The sequence below is a fragment of the Paenibacillus dendritiformis genome (assembly GCF_021654795.1).
Lineage (GTDB): Bacteria > Bacillota > Bacilli > Paenibacillales > Paenibacillaceae > Paenibacillus_B.
The window spans coordinates 4458146-4472388 of record NZ_AP025344.1; the positions used below are offsets into that span (position 1 = coordinate 4458146).

A 14243-nucleotide genomic window follows, 5' to 3' on the forward strand; every position below is an offset into this window, starting at 1 on the left:
CGGCTTACGCGAAATATGGAACTTCCGGGGATACTCGCGTTCGCCCAAAATAATACCGCCCACGGTAAGGGCGGCCATTTGGGCTCACGTCAATGACTTATAGATCTTTTCAGTATACTTGGTGATGGCTTCATCGTAATCCGGATAGCGGTAGCCGAGACTCGCGGCCACAGCCTTGGCGTACGCGCGGAATAGTGCATAGCAAGTAAATAAAGACTGCCACATTTCTTTATAACCATTCTGGGAGTAGGTGGAGAGCAGCTGCTCCCAGTCTTCCTGAGGAAGGCAGCGATCAAGAAACTTATAGTTCTTCCCTACGCTGAAGGTGTATCCACGCTCCGAGCCGATCTGCCAAGCCATCATTCGCAGCAGGTTCGGCCGCGCAATCTCGTGGAAATGGTCGACCGCAAACAGGAGTTCTTTTCTCGCCAAGCCTTTTACCACATAAGTGGAGGTCATCCAGAATTCATTGCAGCAGTCATCAAATTCTCTTGCAGTCGGCCTTTTTATCCAATATTGACGGTCGTCTGCGATCACTTCGGTGTGGATGCGGGCATCCTTATCAAGCAGGACCTCCACCAATCCGTCGCTCTTGGCGAAATAATCCTCCACCTCTCGAACCGGAATAAGGGTCAGGTCTAATTTATTCCCGTCCTCCAACAGAATAATATAGGAAAACCAGCTCCCTAACTCCGATGGAAAAAGCTCCATATCCTCGGGTTTTTGCATCATGAGCCGCTTCCCGAATATGTCCAGCCACTGATCGTTTTCCTTGAAGGAATCGATATCGGTTACAAAGTAGGAAATGTCATAATCTTGGAACGAATCCGGGGGGATATTGCGGTTTGTACGCGAGCCCTCCAAGGTGACCAGTCGGATTCTCTCATCCTCTCCGGCGAAATCGACAAGCAAATTCATCATTTCTTGTTCACTTCTCAATGGATAGTCCTCCGTTCTGAACGTATAAGATATGAAGCCGCAAGCTGTATCTTCCATTTGAATATTCGACGTTGTTCTTTCATTTTCCTGGCTCTGTTCGCCACGGAACCATGTCCATCACCGGTTGCAGCGAACAAAAAGACGCCGGAACGAAATGTTCCAAGCGTCTTTCCTGTTGCCTTCCCTAACCTATCTTTTTCACGGTCTTTCTCTCTATCGGTTCAAGCTGCAGCGTCAGCCGGTCACGGCGGTTGCGTCAGCCGACGGCTCCGTCTTGGCCAGCTTCCGGTGGCTGCGAATGAAATAGATCCAGCTGCCGAGAAGCGACAGGACAAGGAAGATGGACAGCTTGCCGAGATTCAACCAGACGTATTGGATGTCGCCCAGCGACACGACGCCGCGGAAGGCCCGGATGGTGTAGGTCATCGGGAACCAAGGATGCAGCATCTGGAAAAATTTCGGCGTTAGCTCAATCGGGAATGTGCCTGCCGTCGAGGACAGCTGGAACACGAGCAGCAAAATGATAATGAAGCGCCCTACATTCCCGAATGAGGTGATGAAAAATTGGATCATGGCAAAGAATGTTAAGCTGGTAACGAGACAGACGACGAAGAACATCGGCACGTTCGTGACCGGCAAATGAATCACGTTGAGAACAACAAGTCCGGCAATGGCAACCTGGAGAACGCTCTCCACTGCCATGAACCCGTATTTGCTCGTCATCCAGGCCGTGCCGGAAGGCGGCCGGTTGTAGGTCTCCCGCAGCGGATAGACCATCGAGAACATCAATGCCCCGACGAAAAATCCAAGCGACAGGAAATACGGCGCCATGCCTACGCCATAGGTCGTGACATCATGATTCGCGACTTTATCGCTGCCAACCGGAGACGAAATCATTTCATATGTCTTATCGGTCGGGTTCTGCTGCGCTTTATCCGCGCCTTCCTGAAGCTTCCGGCGAAGCTCCGCGCCGCCGGATAACAGCTGCTCCTGCCCGTCCAGCAGCTGATCAAATCCGCCGTTGATCGCATCCTTCGCTTGATCCACCTGATTCAGCATATCGCTCATCTTGACGAAGATCATGTCCTGCACCTTTTTGGCGGCCTCCTTCAGCTTCATCTCCGCCATGTCGTGCAGCATGTCGCGCGCCATCGGCTCCAGACTGTTCACCTTGTCATCGGCCGCCTGATGAATCTTGGCGAGAATCTCCGGCGTCATCCGATTCAGCTCGTCGTTCGCCTTCCGATGGAGTCCTGCGACGACCTTCGGCTCATACTCCATCCATTTGGTATCGACCGTATCATGAAGCTTGTCGTTCAGTTGTTTTGATTTTTCCTGATATAGATCTTCAGCCACGAGATGCGCCTTGGCCAGCAGCTTCGGCGCCAGCTCATTCGCTTTGGACATCGCCGCCTGCTGGGCGAGCGAACGAACCTGCGGGTATACCTGATCGAATTTCTGGTCCGCCGCCTGATGCAGCTTGGCGAGCAGGGCCGGCTTCAACCTGTCGAGCTCCTTATTGACCATGTTGCTCAAATCCTGCTTCACTTTGTCGCGCAGCTGCTCCAGATTGGCCTGAGTCAGGTTATCTTCGATCTGGGTTCGAACCTCTTCGAGCTGCTTCTTCACCGCTTCCCACTGCTGCTGGAGCTCCGGAGGCAGCTTCTCGCCGATCGGCTTCAGCTTCTCTTCCAGTTGATCGAGGTTCGCCTGGATTTTACCCAGCTGCTCCTTTCCGCGCTTGATGGCGCCGTCGAAGAGCTGATCCACTTTCTCATCAATGTAATGGTTCAGCGTCGCACGGAGCGAGCTGTCTACATTCTCGTATTCCTTGTCGATAATGCTGTGCATTTTCACCCGGGCAGCCGGCTCCATCTCGGTAACCGACTTGTCGACTTCCCGGCTGATTTTGCCCAGCACCTGATTCAGATTGTTGTTGTACGCGTTGTCGATTTCCTGATGCAGCTTCTTGCGGATTGCCGCTCCATAGATAACGGACTGTTTGTCGATTTGATCGTGAAGCTTTTCCTTGGACAATGGCGAATACTCATTGACCATGTCGTCGATCCGCGTATGCACGGTATCATAGACAACCTTGGTATACTTTTCGGCTTCCGTATCGATGTCTTGGTGGACTTTTTTCATCAGCTCCGGCTTCTTCGTATCCATCGTTTTGTCGATTTCGTCATGAATCAGCCGATCGAGCTTCTTCTCGTTCTCGGCCAGCATCTTCTCGACCATCGTCTCCGCTTCCGCCGTCTTCGAGTCGACCTGCGCATTCAACTCGTCCCGGAACATCTCGATTCCGTCGCCCAACTGGCTCAGACCGTCTTCGATTTTGCCGGCCCCTTCGCTGGCGGCGCCCAATCCTTCCGCGACGCTGTCGATCGCATTGAACATCTGCTCGACATAGGTCTCCGTCACCTTTTGCGACAGCTCTGATTTGATGCTCTGCACGACCTTGTCGGAGATTTGACCGGATAAGAAATTATAGCTGCTGTTCTCCTTATAAATCAGATTCATCGGCTTCGGATGGGGGTCGAGAATCGTGGTCGCATTATGCGACATCTCCTCCGGCACGATAATAAGCAAATAATACTTGTTCTCGCTTAATCCGCGCTCGCCCTCCTTGCGCGACACGAAATGGAAGTCGACCGCATCGTTGCTGTGCAGCTTCTCGATCAGTTCGCGCCCGATCGCAATCTCCTTGCCTTCATACATCACCGGCCGGTCCTCATTAACGACTGCGACAGGCATGTTTTTGACATTGCTGTACGGATCCCAGTTCGCTACCAAGTAGACGCCGCTGTACAGAAGCGGGATAACCAGGAGACCGAGTACCGGAACCAGGACATCCTTCGAACGGACAACTCCCATGAATTCCGACCAAAAAAACCGAAGACTCTTCATGCTGTCACCTCCTTACTGACCGAATGACCATTTTGTTAAAATAGTTCTGATATCGCAGATGTTTGATATTATACATCCCGCCTTTTCAGAATTCAAACAGATTATTTTTGGCAATTCCCCTTAAAATGGTTCAAAAAAGGTTTAAAATTTATATAAAAACAGCGGTTTTCTCTTGTTTTAAAAAAATCGCGCATGGTCCGCCCGGGACATGGATGAAAGGGAGCGCGCAACCGGCTTATGAAGCTGCGAAGAATGTATGCGGCGGGGAATCCGAACATGAAAAAACCTCCCTCTTCCCGTTGGAGAAGAGGGAGGCATAGGCCCGCCCGTTCGATTGCCAGATATTACCGCTTGCCCGGCTCGTACGGCGCGCCAAGCGCAGACGGCGAATTGCTCTTGCCGGCCGTGAAGATCAGCACGAGAAGCGTCAGCACGTACGGCAGCATATAGAACACTTCCGTCGGTACCGCGTTGGCGAAGGAGTACAGCTGAACCTGATCGCGCAGCGCCTGCGCGAGGCCGAAGAACAAAGCCGCGCACGTCGCGCCGACCGGATTCCAGCGGCCGAAGATAACCGCCGCCAGCGCGATATACCCCTGGCCGGAGATCGTGTTGGACGCGAAGCTGCTGTTCGCCGTCAGCGCAATCGTCGCTCCGCCGAGCGCGGCAATCGATCCGCCGACCATAACGGCCCAGCCGCGCAGCCGGTTGACCTTCACCCCGGCCGTGTCCGCCGCTCCCGGGTGCTCGCCGACCGCCCGCAGCCGCAGGCCGAGCGGCGTCTTGAACATCACGTAATAGACGATGATGACGAGCAGCAGCGCGATATACGTCGTCGGGTAAGACTGGAAGAACGCTCTGCCGACGAACGGAAGATCGCTCAGCCAAGGAATGTGAATCCGGTGGAACACATTGCTGATGACCGGGGTCTCGGCCGCTCCGTCGAAGATGAGCTTCACCAGGAAGAAGGTGGAGCTGGCGGCGAGCATATTGACCACGATACCGCTTATGACCTGATTCGCCTTGAAGCGAACCGAGGCAATGACATGAATGCCCGAGAAGATAACGGTAAAGATAAGCGCGGCCAGACAGCCCAGCCATGGAGAAGCCGCGCCTAGTCCCGCCTGTTCGGCATAATAAGCCACAACTGCGGAGGAAAACGCGCCTGACACCATAAAGCCTTCCAATCCGAGGTTGATAACCCCCGAACGCTCCGCAATGAGTCCGCCCAGCGCGGCGAAGACGAGTGCTGTTGCAAATACGAGAGTCCCGTTGATTAAAGATCCGAGCAATTCCATCTGTTATCCCTCCCGCTTCGCCTTTTTGGAACGTGAAAACCGTGTCAACAACCAACGGATAATGCCCGGTGCCGCGGCGAAGAAGATGATGATGCTGATAACCATCTTAATGACCTCGCCGGGAACGTTCGCTCCGAAGCTCATGCCCTGCGCTCCGTACATGAGCGCCCCGAACAGCGCGGCGGCCAGCAGGACGCCCAGCGCGCCGTTCATGCCAAGCAGCGCGACGGCGATGCCGTCGAAGCCGATGCCGGACGTGACGGAGGAGATGGCCATATATTTGAAGACGCCCAGTACTTCCAGCGTACCGATCATGCCGCCAAGCATCCCCGAGAGGAAGAACGTGCGGGTAATGACCTTGGACACGTTCATGCCGGCATATTCCGCCGCATGTCTGTTATTCCCTACGGCGCGGGTCTCATACCCCCACTTCGTCCGGTTCATATACAGGTGATACCCGATAATGGCGATGATGACGATGAAGAATCCCCAATGGACGCGGGCCCCGCTCATCAAATCGCTCAGCCATCCGATCTGGATGCTGGCCGATTCCTGAATGTTCTGTGAACGGGATGTCCCCGACTCGGCCATGAACGCCTTGATGACCATATGGCTGATATAGAGCGCGGTCCAGTTCAGCATAATGCAGGAGATAACCTCGTTGATGCCCCGCTTCGTCTTGAGCAGACCGACAAGCGCCCCCCACAGACCGCCCAGAATCGTGCCCGCGATAATGGCCACGATGCCGTGCAGAATCGGCGGCAGCGATATCATATTGCCCACGATAAGCGCTCCGAGCGATCCCATTACGATCTGGCCGTCCACCCCAATGTTGAACATGCCCGCGCGGAACGCAAGCGCAACGGCCAACCCGGCGAAAATAAGCGGCACGATCGCTCGCAGCGTCTCTCCCATGTCATAGGCGGAGCCGAAGATTTTCTCCACCAGAGACTGATAAGCCAGCAGCGGATCGTAGCCTCCGGCAAGCATAACGAGAGCGCCAATCATAATACCGAGGATGATGGCCACGAGAGAGATGATAACCGATTCTTTGGCTAGCATCGATTTAAGCTTGTTCATGACGTTCCCCCCCTTGATGCTTGCCGGCCATCATGAGACCCAGCTCCTGGTCTGTCGTTGTCTCCGGCGTCGTCTCCCCGACAATGCGCCCGTCGAACATGACGAGAATGCGGTCGGCCACATTCAAGATCTCTTCCAGCTCGAACGATACGAGCAGTACGGCCTTGCCTGCGTCGCGCTGGGCGATTAATTGCTTATGCACGAATTCGATCGCGCCGACGTCCAGCCCCCGCGTCGGCTGGGCGGCGACGAGCAGCTTCGGATCTTTGTCGATCTCGCGCGCGATAATGATCTTCTGCTGGTTCCCGCCGGACATCGCCCGCACCTGCGTATGGATGCTTGGCGTCCGGATATCGAACTGCTCGACATACCGCTCCGCCACCTGCTTAACCGCCTGCTGATCCATGAAGCCTTTGCGTGTGAACTTCGGGCTGTCGTAGGATTTGAGCACGGAGTTCTCGCTGACGTCGAAGTCAAGCACCAGTCCATGCTTGTGACGATCCTGAGGGATATAGGAAATACCCTTGTCCGAAGCGGCCCGCGGCGACGCATCCGTCACATCCTGTCCCGCCAGCCGAATCTGTCCGCCCGCGGTCCGGCGCATGCCGGTGATCGCCTCGATGAGTTCATTCTGACCGTTGCCGTCAACGCCGGCGATGCCGACAATCTCTCCGGCGCGCACGCGGAAGCTGACGCCGTCCACGGCATGCTGCCCGTGCTCATCCTTCACGATCAGGTTCTGGACCTCAAGCATGACATCCTGCGGCGTTGCCGCTGCCTTGTCCGTCTTGAATTCGACATGCTTGCCGACCATCTTCTCGGCCAACATCTCCGGATCGGTCTCGGACACGAGGACGGTGTCGATGACTTTGCCCCGGCGGATGATCGTGCAGCGGTCAGCGACCTCCATAATTTCCTTCAGCTTGTGCGTGATGAGCAGAATCGACTTGCCTTCCGCAGCCAGCCGCTTCATGATGTGCAGCAGCTCCTCGATCTCCTGCGGCGTCAGCACCGCGGTCGGCTCGTCGAAAATAATAATCTCGGCGCCGCGATACAGCGTTTTCATAATTTCGACGCGCTGCTGCATGCCGACGGAGATCGACTCGATGACCGCCTCCGGCTTCACATTCAGCCCGTACTGCTCGGACAACTGCCGTATTTTCGCTGCAGCGCCTTTCAAATCCATCTTTATGCCTCGCGTCGGCTCCATGCCGAGCACGATATTTTCCGTAACCGTAAAGGGGTGAACAAGCTTGAAGTGCTGATGCACCATGCCGATGCCGCATTCAATCGCCTTGTTCGGGCCGTCCATCACAATCGGCCGGCCGTTCAGCTCAATACTGCCTTCATCAGGCTGATATAATCCGAATACGATATTCATCAATGTCGATTTGCCGGCGCCGTTTTCGCCGAGAAGCGCGTGAATTTCGCCTTTTTTCAACTGCAGGCTGATTTGATCGTTTGCTACTATGCCGGGAAAGCGCTTTGTAATTCCTTTCAGCTCCAGTACGATATCTCCCTTGTGCATATGGCGTTCCCCTCCGTAACACATCTCCCCGCCGGTCAAGCGGGCGGGGAGACGGTATGGTGAAATTAAGTCGTCGGCACTTCAATCTCGCCGTTCATAATCTTTGCACGGTATTCTTCGACTTTATCCAATATGTCCTTCGGCACGTTTTTGTCGGAAGTCGGCGCAATATCGACGCCTTTTTCCTTCAGACCCATCGAGGTCACCTTTCCGCCAGGGAAGTTGCCGTCCGCCAATGCCTTGGAAATCGTGTAGACCGCTTCGTCGACCTTCTTAATCATCGAGGTCAGCGTGACATCATCGCCGAACTCAAGCGACTGGTCTTTGTCGACGCCGATAACCCACACGCGGTCGCCGCGCTTCACGCGCTCTTTCGCTTCATTGAACACGCCGTTCCCCGTCAAGCCCGATGCGTGGAAAATAATATCGACGCCATCATCATAGAGCGTGGAAGCGGCCGATTTTCCCATATCGACGCGGGTGAACTGTCCCGTGTAAATCGCTTTGAAGGAAGCATCCGGATTCACGGCCTTGACGCCTTCGCGGAAGCCGGCTTCGAAGCGCTTGATGACCGGAATTTCCATGCCGCCGACGAATCCGATTTTATTCGATTTCGTCATCGAGCCGGCGATAACGCCGACCAGGAACGCGCCTTCGTTTTCTTTGAAGGAGACGGAAGCGACGTTCGGCACGATGATGTCCGAATCGACGATACCCAGCTTCGAGTCCGGATTTTCCTGCGCAATCTTCGTTACCGCCTTGTCGAGCGTGGCAGCAGTCGCCCAAGTCAGGTCATAGCCGCCCTTGACGAATTGATTCAGGTTTGGCTCCACTTCGCCGTCGTTTTTCGGTTCCAAATATTTGACTTCATAGCCAAGATCGTCGCGCAGCTTCTGCAGTCCTTCCCATGCGCTCTGGTTGAACGATTTGTCGTTCACGCTGCCCATATCGGTAACCATCCCGACCTTGAGCTTCTTCCCGCCGCCTTCAGCGCCTTCGCCGCCGCCGGCGTTCGTGCCCCCGGATTTGTTGCCGCAGCCGGCCAGAGCGAAGGTGAACAATAGCATCGCTGATAAGACCAACAACATCGATTTTTTCATGACGAGTTCCCCCTTGAGATTAATGAATCCTTCTTCGTCTTGCATCTATCTGAAGCGAGCACGTCAGCGGGCCGTCAACAGCGATAAAAAGCTGGTCCCGTGACCTGTTCCCGTGACGCCGAAGTTTTCGGCCAGCGTGGCGGCCAAGTCGGCAAAGGTCGAGCGCACTCCGATGGAAGCGGTCTTGCCCGCAAACGCCGGATTGTAGATGAGAATCGGCACATACTCGCGCGTATGATCCGTCCCGGCATGAATCGGGTCATTCCCGTGATCGGCCGTAATGATGAGCAGGTCTTTCTCGCCGACCCGTTCCATCATCTTCGGCAGGGCCCGATCGAACTCTTCCAGGCAGCGGGCATAGCCCTCCGGATCGCGGCGGTGGCCGTACAGGGAATCAAAATCAACCAGATTGGTAAAGATGAGCCCTTTGCCGGCGTCCCCTAACCGCTCGATCGTCGTCTCAATCCCGTGCGAATTGCTCTTGGTAGGATAGGAATGATTGATTCCGCTTCCCGAGAAGATATCGTTGATTTTCCCCACCGATACCACATCATACCCGCTCTCGGAGATGGAATTCAGCACCGTCTTCGCCGGCGGAGCAAGCGCGTAATCATGACGATTGGCGGTCCGCTTGAAGTTGCCCGGCTCGCCGACGTACGGCCGCGCGATCACCCGTCCGACAGCATACGGCGCGGTCAGCGTCATCTCCCGCGCAATTTTGCAGGCCGCATACAGCTCATCCAGCGGAATGATATCCTCATGCGCCGCAATCTGGAAGACGCTGTCCGCGGACGTGTATACGATCCAGGCGCCGGTGCGCATCTGCTCTTCGCCGTACTCATTCAGCACATCCGTGCCGGAAGCCGGCCGGTTGCAGAGCACCTTGCGTCCCGTCTTCTCTTCGAAAGCCTTAATGAGGGGCTCCGGAAATCCTTCAGGGTAGACCTCGAACGGAATGTCGACATGCAGGCCCATCAGCTCCCAATGGCCCGTCATCGTATCTTTGCCGACGGAAGTCTCCGCCATTTTGCCGTAAAAGGCCAGCGGAGATGCGGCCGGAGGAATATGCGGCAGATCCGCGATATTCCCAAGACCGAGCGCCTGCAGATTAGGCAGCTGAATCGTCGGTACGCGCTCCGCGATATGGCCGAGCGTATGAGAGCCGGCATCGCCGAAGCGTTCCGCATCCGGAAGCTCCCCGATTCCTACGCTATCCATGACGACCACACATACTCGTTCAAACATGTTTACCACTCCTCTTCTGTTCTCCAAGTTGTCTAATCGGACACTGCCGCCGGCACTTGGTTCTCCGGCGAATGTCATGTAATATATAGATGTATAAATGTAATTATGGTTTTTGGACAGGCAATATATCCATATTCCTGCCGAGAAAGGAGAATCCATGCTCAGCAGTTTGCAGCACGTTTTTTTATTACAGGATTTATCTCAGGAGGATTTCGACCAGATCCTTCCCTTGGTCAAAACCCGAACCTACAAAAAGAACCAGATACTCATCCATGAGGATGATGATAGTTCCGATATATATATTCTGCGGGAGGGACTCGTAAAAGTATATCGCCTTTATCACGACAAGGAAATTATTTTGAACTTCCAGTTCCCCGGAGATATCATCGGCGAGATGGAGACGATTGCCACCTACCCTCGGCGCGTCGCGACCGTAGAAACGATGGAAACCTCCCATTTCTGGATTATGAACCGTTCCGATTTCATCTCGATCATGGAAAGACACCCGTCGGTGCTGAAGCGGGCCTATAACCGGCTGCTCGATCACTTGAGCAATATGAACAACAAAGTCCGCTACCTCTCGTATCTTGACGTGCGGCTGAAGCTGGCGAACTTGCTCCTGGACCTGTATTACAATCTGGGCAAGCCAGCTGAATCCGCTTACAAGATCGACTGTAAAGTAACGCATCACCTCTTGGCCAACATGATTGGCGTGACCCGCGAATCGATCTCGAAGGTCATGCGCGAACTGCAGGATGAAGGCGTGCTGATGATGAATCAGAAGTACATTTACATCACCGATCTGGAGAAGCTTCAGTCGATGTGCGATGATATGGACGATTCGCCCGCTTACCGCAAATGGCGTTCGCAAGATATCTCCCAACCGTAAAAATCCATGGTCCAACTATGCGCCATGCGAGTATGGAACGAATGGCGGCTGCCGACGATAAGGTCGGAGCCGTTTGTCATATCTTGATTATAAATGGCGAAGAAGGCGCATTCAGTTACCGACCCGTCAATAATTTGGTGAAATTGTTCACAGAATATAAGGGCACGCCATTACGGTTTTTGCATCCGCGTTCATGGTATCGTATAAAGACAAGTAACCGTTTTCATATTAACTATAACGGTTCCAAATTCATTTGTGAAGGACAATGGAGGGATTCAGCATGAGTATTCATTTGGAAGCACAAGTTGGAGACATTGCGCCCGTCGTCTTAATGCCTGGCGATCCGCTTCGCGCGAAATACATCGCGGAGACGTTCCTGGAGAACGCCGCTTGCTACAATCAGGTGCGCGGCATGCTCGGCTACACGGGAACCTATAAAGGACATAAAGTATCGATTCAAGGCTCCGGCATGGGGATTCCTTCCTTCTCCATATATGCGACGGAACTGATTAAAGATTATGGCTGCAAAACCATCATCCGCATCGGGACATGCGGCGCGATTCAAGAAGACGTGAAGCTGCGCGACGTGCTGCTGGCGCAAGCGGTATGCACCGACTCTTCCATCAACAAGCATTACTTCCCGGATGCCGAGTTCGCCCCGATCGCGACATTCGATCTGCTTCGCACCGCCTATGAGATCGGCCAGGAAAAAGGGCTTCATCTCCGGGTAGGGAACATCTTCTCCTCGGATCATTTCTATGCCGACAATGTAGAGATGCAGACGAAGATGGGCAAATACGGAGTTCTCGCTGTCGAAATGGAGACGGCCGCGCTTTATATTTTGGCGGCCAAGTACGGCATTGACGCCTTGGCGATGTTCACCGTCAGCGATCACATTCTGACCGGAGAGCAGACGACGGCCCAAGAGCGGCAGACCACGTTCAACGACATGATCGAAGTCGCGCTGGAGACGGCGATTCGCGGTAAATAAGACAAACGTACAGACAGGAAAGAAGGGGCAGCCTGCGGTCCATGCCAAGACCGGGCTGCCCCTTTTCTTCATGCTCATTCACTTCATCCGCACGATTTTGCTGCTCAGCCGTTCCTCCCAACGCCGCATCTTCTCCTGCTTGATGCGCTTCAGCTCCTGCTCGGTCTCTTCATCCACGCCCAGAAGGCGGTGCAGATGGGCGGCAATGATAAGCAGGGCGAACGCGCACCAGACGATGCCGAACCAGAAGGACGGCGTCCACCCCGCCTTGAAAGACAGCTTCGGCAGGACGATCACGAGCATGACAAGGGCAGCTCCTATCGACAGGACATGCTTCCATATCTTACGCTTCGAAGAACGGAAATAAGACATTCGGTTCATCATGGCAATCGCTCCTTCATCGTCAACGATGTCAGCCAGGGGCGCCATCGTTCTGTTCTCCTATAGCTTGGCTATAGTAGAGCGTATGCCGCATCAATAGATAACATGCCAGATCGTTCAAGCCGCAGCACTTGCGCAACTGCCTGCCGTGCCGGGCTCGCGCGGGACGCGGGCCGGATTAGCCGTACAGATGGCCGAGCGCATCGGACACGATCTTGTTCACATCCTGAATCACGACCGCGAGCCGCCGTTCCGCTTCGAACAGCTTCGCGATCTCGGTATTCATGCTGATCACTTCATACAGCTTCTCCATTTTGTCAAGCTCCGACTGTTCCGGCATCTCGCCGGTCATCATCTTCTGCTGCATCTCCATCTGGCGCAGGCGGAAATCATCCAGCATCCGCTTGCTGTCCGCGTCGGCCTCAATCGCCTGCATCGCCGTCTCGACGTCCTTCGCCTCTTCCGACTGCTGCAAGGCGCGCGCCAGTTCATGGGCTTGATCGTATACACTCATCATTTCTCATCCTTTCCGTTCTTCCTCGTTAGTCAGCATACCATACGGGAGCGGCCGCTGTCGCGGGCGCTACGAGCCGACCGCAAGCAGAATCAGCGACTGGATCAAGCCGATAATCCCCCCAAGCAGCGCCCCGAGCCATGTGATGGCGCGGAACTCCTTGCCCGATACGCTCAAAATAATCGTCTCCAGCCGCTCGATCGGGAATTGCTCCACCTGCGAACGAACCACATCCTCCAAGCGGGCGGCGCGCATCACTTTGTCCAGATTGCGATCCAGCAGCCCAATCGCGCAATCGACGAGCCGCGGCACATAAGGCTGCCACGTCTCCCGGCTCTCCTCCAGCCAGCGGCTCGGCCTCGCGTCCCCCCAGCGCTCCAGGCGGCGGCTCCACTGCAGCCATGACTTCGCGAGGCCGGCAATCAGGACGGCAGGCTCGGAACCATCGCCCGACCAGGCGCGCAGCAGATCGGCCGGCGGCTGGCTCAGCCATTCCTCCAGCTTCCGCTCCAGCATTCGGGTCACGGTCTCATGGACCTTGTCGGAGCGGAGCTGCTCCGCCAGCAGGGGCGTAATCCGCGTCACCAGCTTGTCTTCATCGACGAAGATAGCCGCCATCACCCCCATGAAGCCTTTCGACCGGTCGACGAACTCCTTCGCCATCCGAAGCAGCATACGCTGCCCGCTGGACGACAGCAGCTCCCGTTCAATCGACAGCAGGATGGCGGAAGCCGCCTTGCCTGCCAGCTGGTTCAGGGTCTCCTCCTGCCCTTCCGGCAGGAACTCGGACAGCGGGCGCTCTTCCCAGCCGCTGCCCGCCAAGCCGCGCCGGATTCCCGACTCGGTCAGCTTGTCGAGCCGCTCCCCCCATGCCTCGCACAGCTCAGGCCAGCTTCGGCCGGGGAAGCCGATCGAGATCCATTCGCGCAGCGTTCGCTCATCCGCCAGCAGCCGGTCGGCGAAGCCCGTCAAGCCGGCCGCCGCCCGCTCCCGTACCTCCGGCTGGCGGAGCATCGCCCGCAGCCCGTCGCTGGTCACCAAATATTCCGATACAACTTCCCCCAGCGATACCGCAATATCCGCCTTCCGCTTCGGAATGAGACCGGGCGTGAAGGGCACTCTCCGCCCGAACAGATGAATCGGCTGCCGCGGATGGAACAGCATCTTGATCGCAAAGTGATTCGTAATGCCGCCGACGAACGCGGCCACAATGACGCTAAATAGAATAAATAACCAATTGGGCACGCCGAATGCCTCCTTTCCTGATGTAGGTCAATCACCAAGGGAAATATGTCCTCATATGATGAAATTACGTATGCGGTTCACCTGTATATATATCGACCCCAGCCCGGTGCATACCGTGATTCA

12 protein-coding genes are annotated in these 14243 nt (G+C 55.3%); 2 read left to right on the forward strand and 10 right to left on the reverse strand.

Translation table 11 applies throughout. The features are described from left to right. Positions 1-84 precede the first annotated feature (84 nt). The 7 genes from ant(6) to L6439_RS19835 form a co-directional block, all read right to left on the reverse strand. Positions 85-939 (reverse strand): aminoglycoside 6-adenylyltransferase, encoded by an 855-nt coding sequence (gene ant(6) / locus L6439_RS19805; RefSeq protein ID WP_168183073.1) that lies wholly within the window; start codon positions 937-939, stop codon positions 85-87. A 234-nt stretch (positions 940-1173) separates the two neighbouring features. Next, positions 1174-3849: a YhgE/Pip domain-containing protein gene (locus L6439_RS19810; protein ID WP_168183072.1), complete on the reverse strand. Its 2676-nt coding sequence runs from the start codon at positions 3847-3849 to the stop codon at positions 1174-1176. Between the two features lie 344 nt (positions 3850-4193). Continuing rightward, on the reverse strand, positions 4194-5147 hold the full coding sequence (locus L6439_RS19815) for an ABC transporter permease (RefSeq protein ID WP_172878806.1): 954 nt from the start codon (positions 5145-5147) through the stop codon (positions 4194-4196). A gap of 3 nt (positions 5148-5150) precedes the next feature. Further along, on the reverse strand, positions 5151-6227 hold the full coding sequence (locus L6439_RS19820) for an ABC transporter permease (protein WP_172878804.1): 1077 nt from the start codon (positions 6225-6227) through the stop codon (positions 5151-5153). Then, positions 6214-7755 carry an ABC transporter ATP-binding protein gene (locus L6439_RS19825; protein ID WP_172878802.1) on the reverse strand — a complete coding sequence of 514 codons (1542 nt, stop codon included), beginning with the start codon at positions 7753-7755 and terminating at the stop codon, positions 6214-6216. The genes L6439_RS19820 and L6439_RS19825 overlap by 14 nt, the downstream gene beginning before the upstream one ends. A 65-nt stretch (positions 7756-7820) precedes the next feature. Next, positions 7821-8855: a BMP family lipoprotein gene (locus tag L6439_RS19830; RefSeq protein WP_168180494.1), complete on the reverse strand. Its 1035-nt coding sequence runs from the start codon at positions 8853-8855 to the stop codon at positions 7821-7823. A gap of 63 nt (positions 8856-8918) precedes the next feature. Continuing rightward, positions 8919-10100, reverse strand: a complete 1182-nt coding sequence (locus tag L6439_RS19835; protein WP_213469555.1) for a phosphopentomutase — start codon at positions 10098-10100, stop codon at positions 8919-8921. Between the two features lie 157 nt (positions 10101-10257). On the opposite strand from L6439_RS19835, the gene L6439_RS19840 reads away from it, so the two are divergent. Then, positions 10258-10989, forward strand: a complete 732-nt coding sequence (locus L6439_RS19840) for a Crp/Fnr family transcriptional regulator (RefSeq protein WP_213469556.1) — start codon at positions 10258-10260, stop codon at positions 10987-10989. Positions 10990-11269: 280 nt separating this feature from the next. Beyond that, positions 11270-11980: a purine-nucleoside phosphorylase gene (deoD, locus tag L6439_RS19845; RefSeq protein ID WP_168180491.1), complete on the forward strand. Its 711-nt coding sequence runs from the start codon at positions 11270-11272 to the stop codon at positions 11978-11980. 78 nt (positions 11981-12058) lie between these two features. Here deoD and L6439_RS19850 read toward each other — a convergent pair whose 3' ends face one another. From L6439_RS19850 to L6439_RS19860, 3 genes are all read right to left on the reverse strand, one after another. Then, positions 12059-12409, reverse strand: a complete 351-nt coding sequence (locus L6439_RS19850; protein WP_237096551.1) for a prominin family protein — start codon at positions 12407-12409, stop codon at positions 12059-12061. A 130-nt stretch (positions 12410-12539) separates the two neighbouring features. Further along, entirely contained in the window at positions 12540-12875 is a 336-nt protein-coding gene (locus tag L6439_RS19855) for a YlbF/YmcA family competence regulator (RefSeq protein ID WP_213469557.1), read from the reverse strand. 69 nt (positions 12876-12944) lie between these two features. Beyond that, the gene (locus L6439_RS19860) at positions 12945-14120 is read right to left on the reverse strand and encodes a DUF445 domain-containing protein (RefSeq protein ID WP_168180489.1); all 1176 of its coding nucleotides are present in this window, start codon (positions 14118-14120) and stop codon (positions 12945-12947) included. Positions 14121-14243: the final 123 nt, after the last annotated feature.

What these genes read in the sequence shown, in the direction of transcription:
- L6439_RS19825 (WP_172878802.1), bottom strand. Translation starts at nt 7,755, where the DNA reads ATGCACAAGGGAGATATCGTACTGGAGCTGAAAGGAATTACAAAGCGC.
- deoD (WP_168180491.1), top strand. Translation starts at nt 11,270, where the DNA reads ATGAGTATTCATTTGGAAGCACAAGTTGGAGACATTGCGCCCGTCGTC.
- L6439_RS19815 (WP_172878806.1), bottom strand. Translation starts at nt 5,147, where the DNA reads ATGGAATTGCTCGGATCTTTAATCAACGGGACTCTCGTATTTGCAACA.
- L6439_RS19830 (WP_168180494.1), bottom strand. Translation starts at nt 8,855, where the DNA reads ATGAAAAAATCGATGTTGTTGGTCTTATCAGCGATGCTATTGTTCACC.
- L6439_RS19835 (WP_213469555.1), bottom strand. Translation starts at nt 10,100, where the DNA reads ATGTTTGAACGAGTATGTGTGGTCGTCATGGATAGCGTAGGAATCGGG.
- L6439_RS19850 (WP_237096551.1), bottom strand. Translation starts at nt 12,409, where the DNA reads ATGGCGCCCCTGGCTGACATCGTTGACGATGAAGGAGCGATTGCCATG.
- L6439_RS19855 (WP_213469557.1), bottom strand. Translation starts at nt 12,875, where the DNA reads ATGAGTGTATACGATCAAGCCCATGAACTGGCGCGCGCCTTGCAGCAG.
- L6439_RS19840 (WP_213469556.1), top strand. Translation starts at nt 10,258, where the DNA reads ATGCTCAGCAGTTTGCAGCACGTTTTTTTATTACAGGATTTATCTCAG.
- L6439_RS19820 (WP_172878804.1), bottom strand. Translation starts at nt 6,227, where the DNA reads ATGAACAAGCTTAAATCGATGCTAGCCAAAGAATCGGTTATCATCTCT.
- L6439_RS19810 (WP_168183072.1), bottom strand. Translation starts at nt 3,849, where the DNA reads ATGAAGAGTCTTCGGTTTTTTTGGTCGGAATTCATGGGAGTTGTCCGT.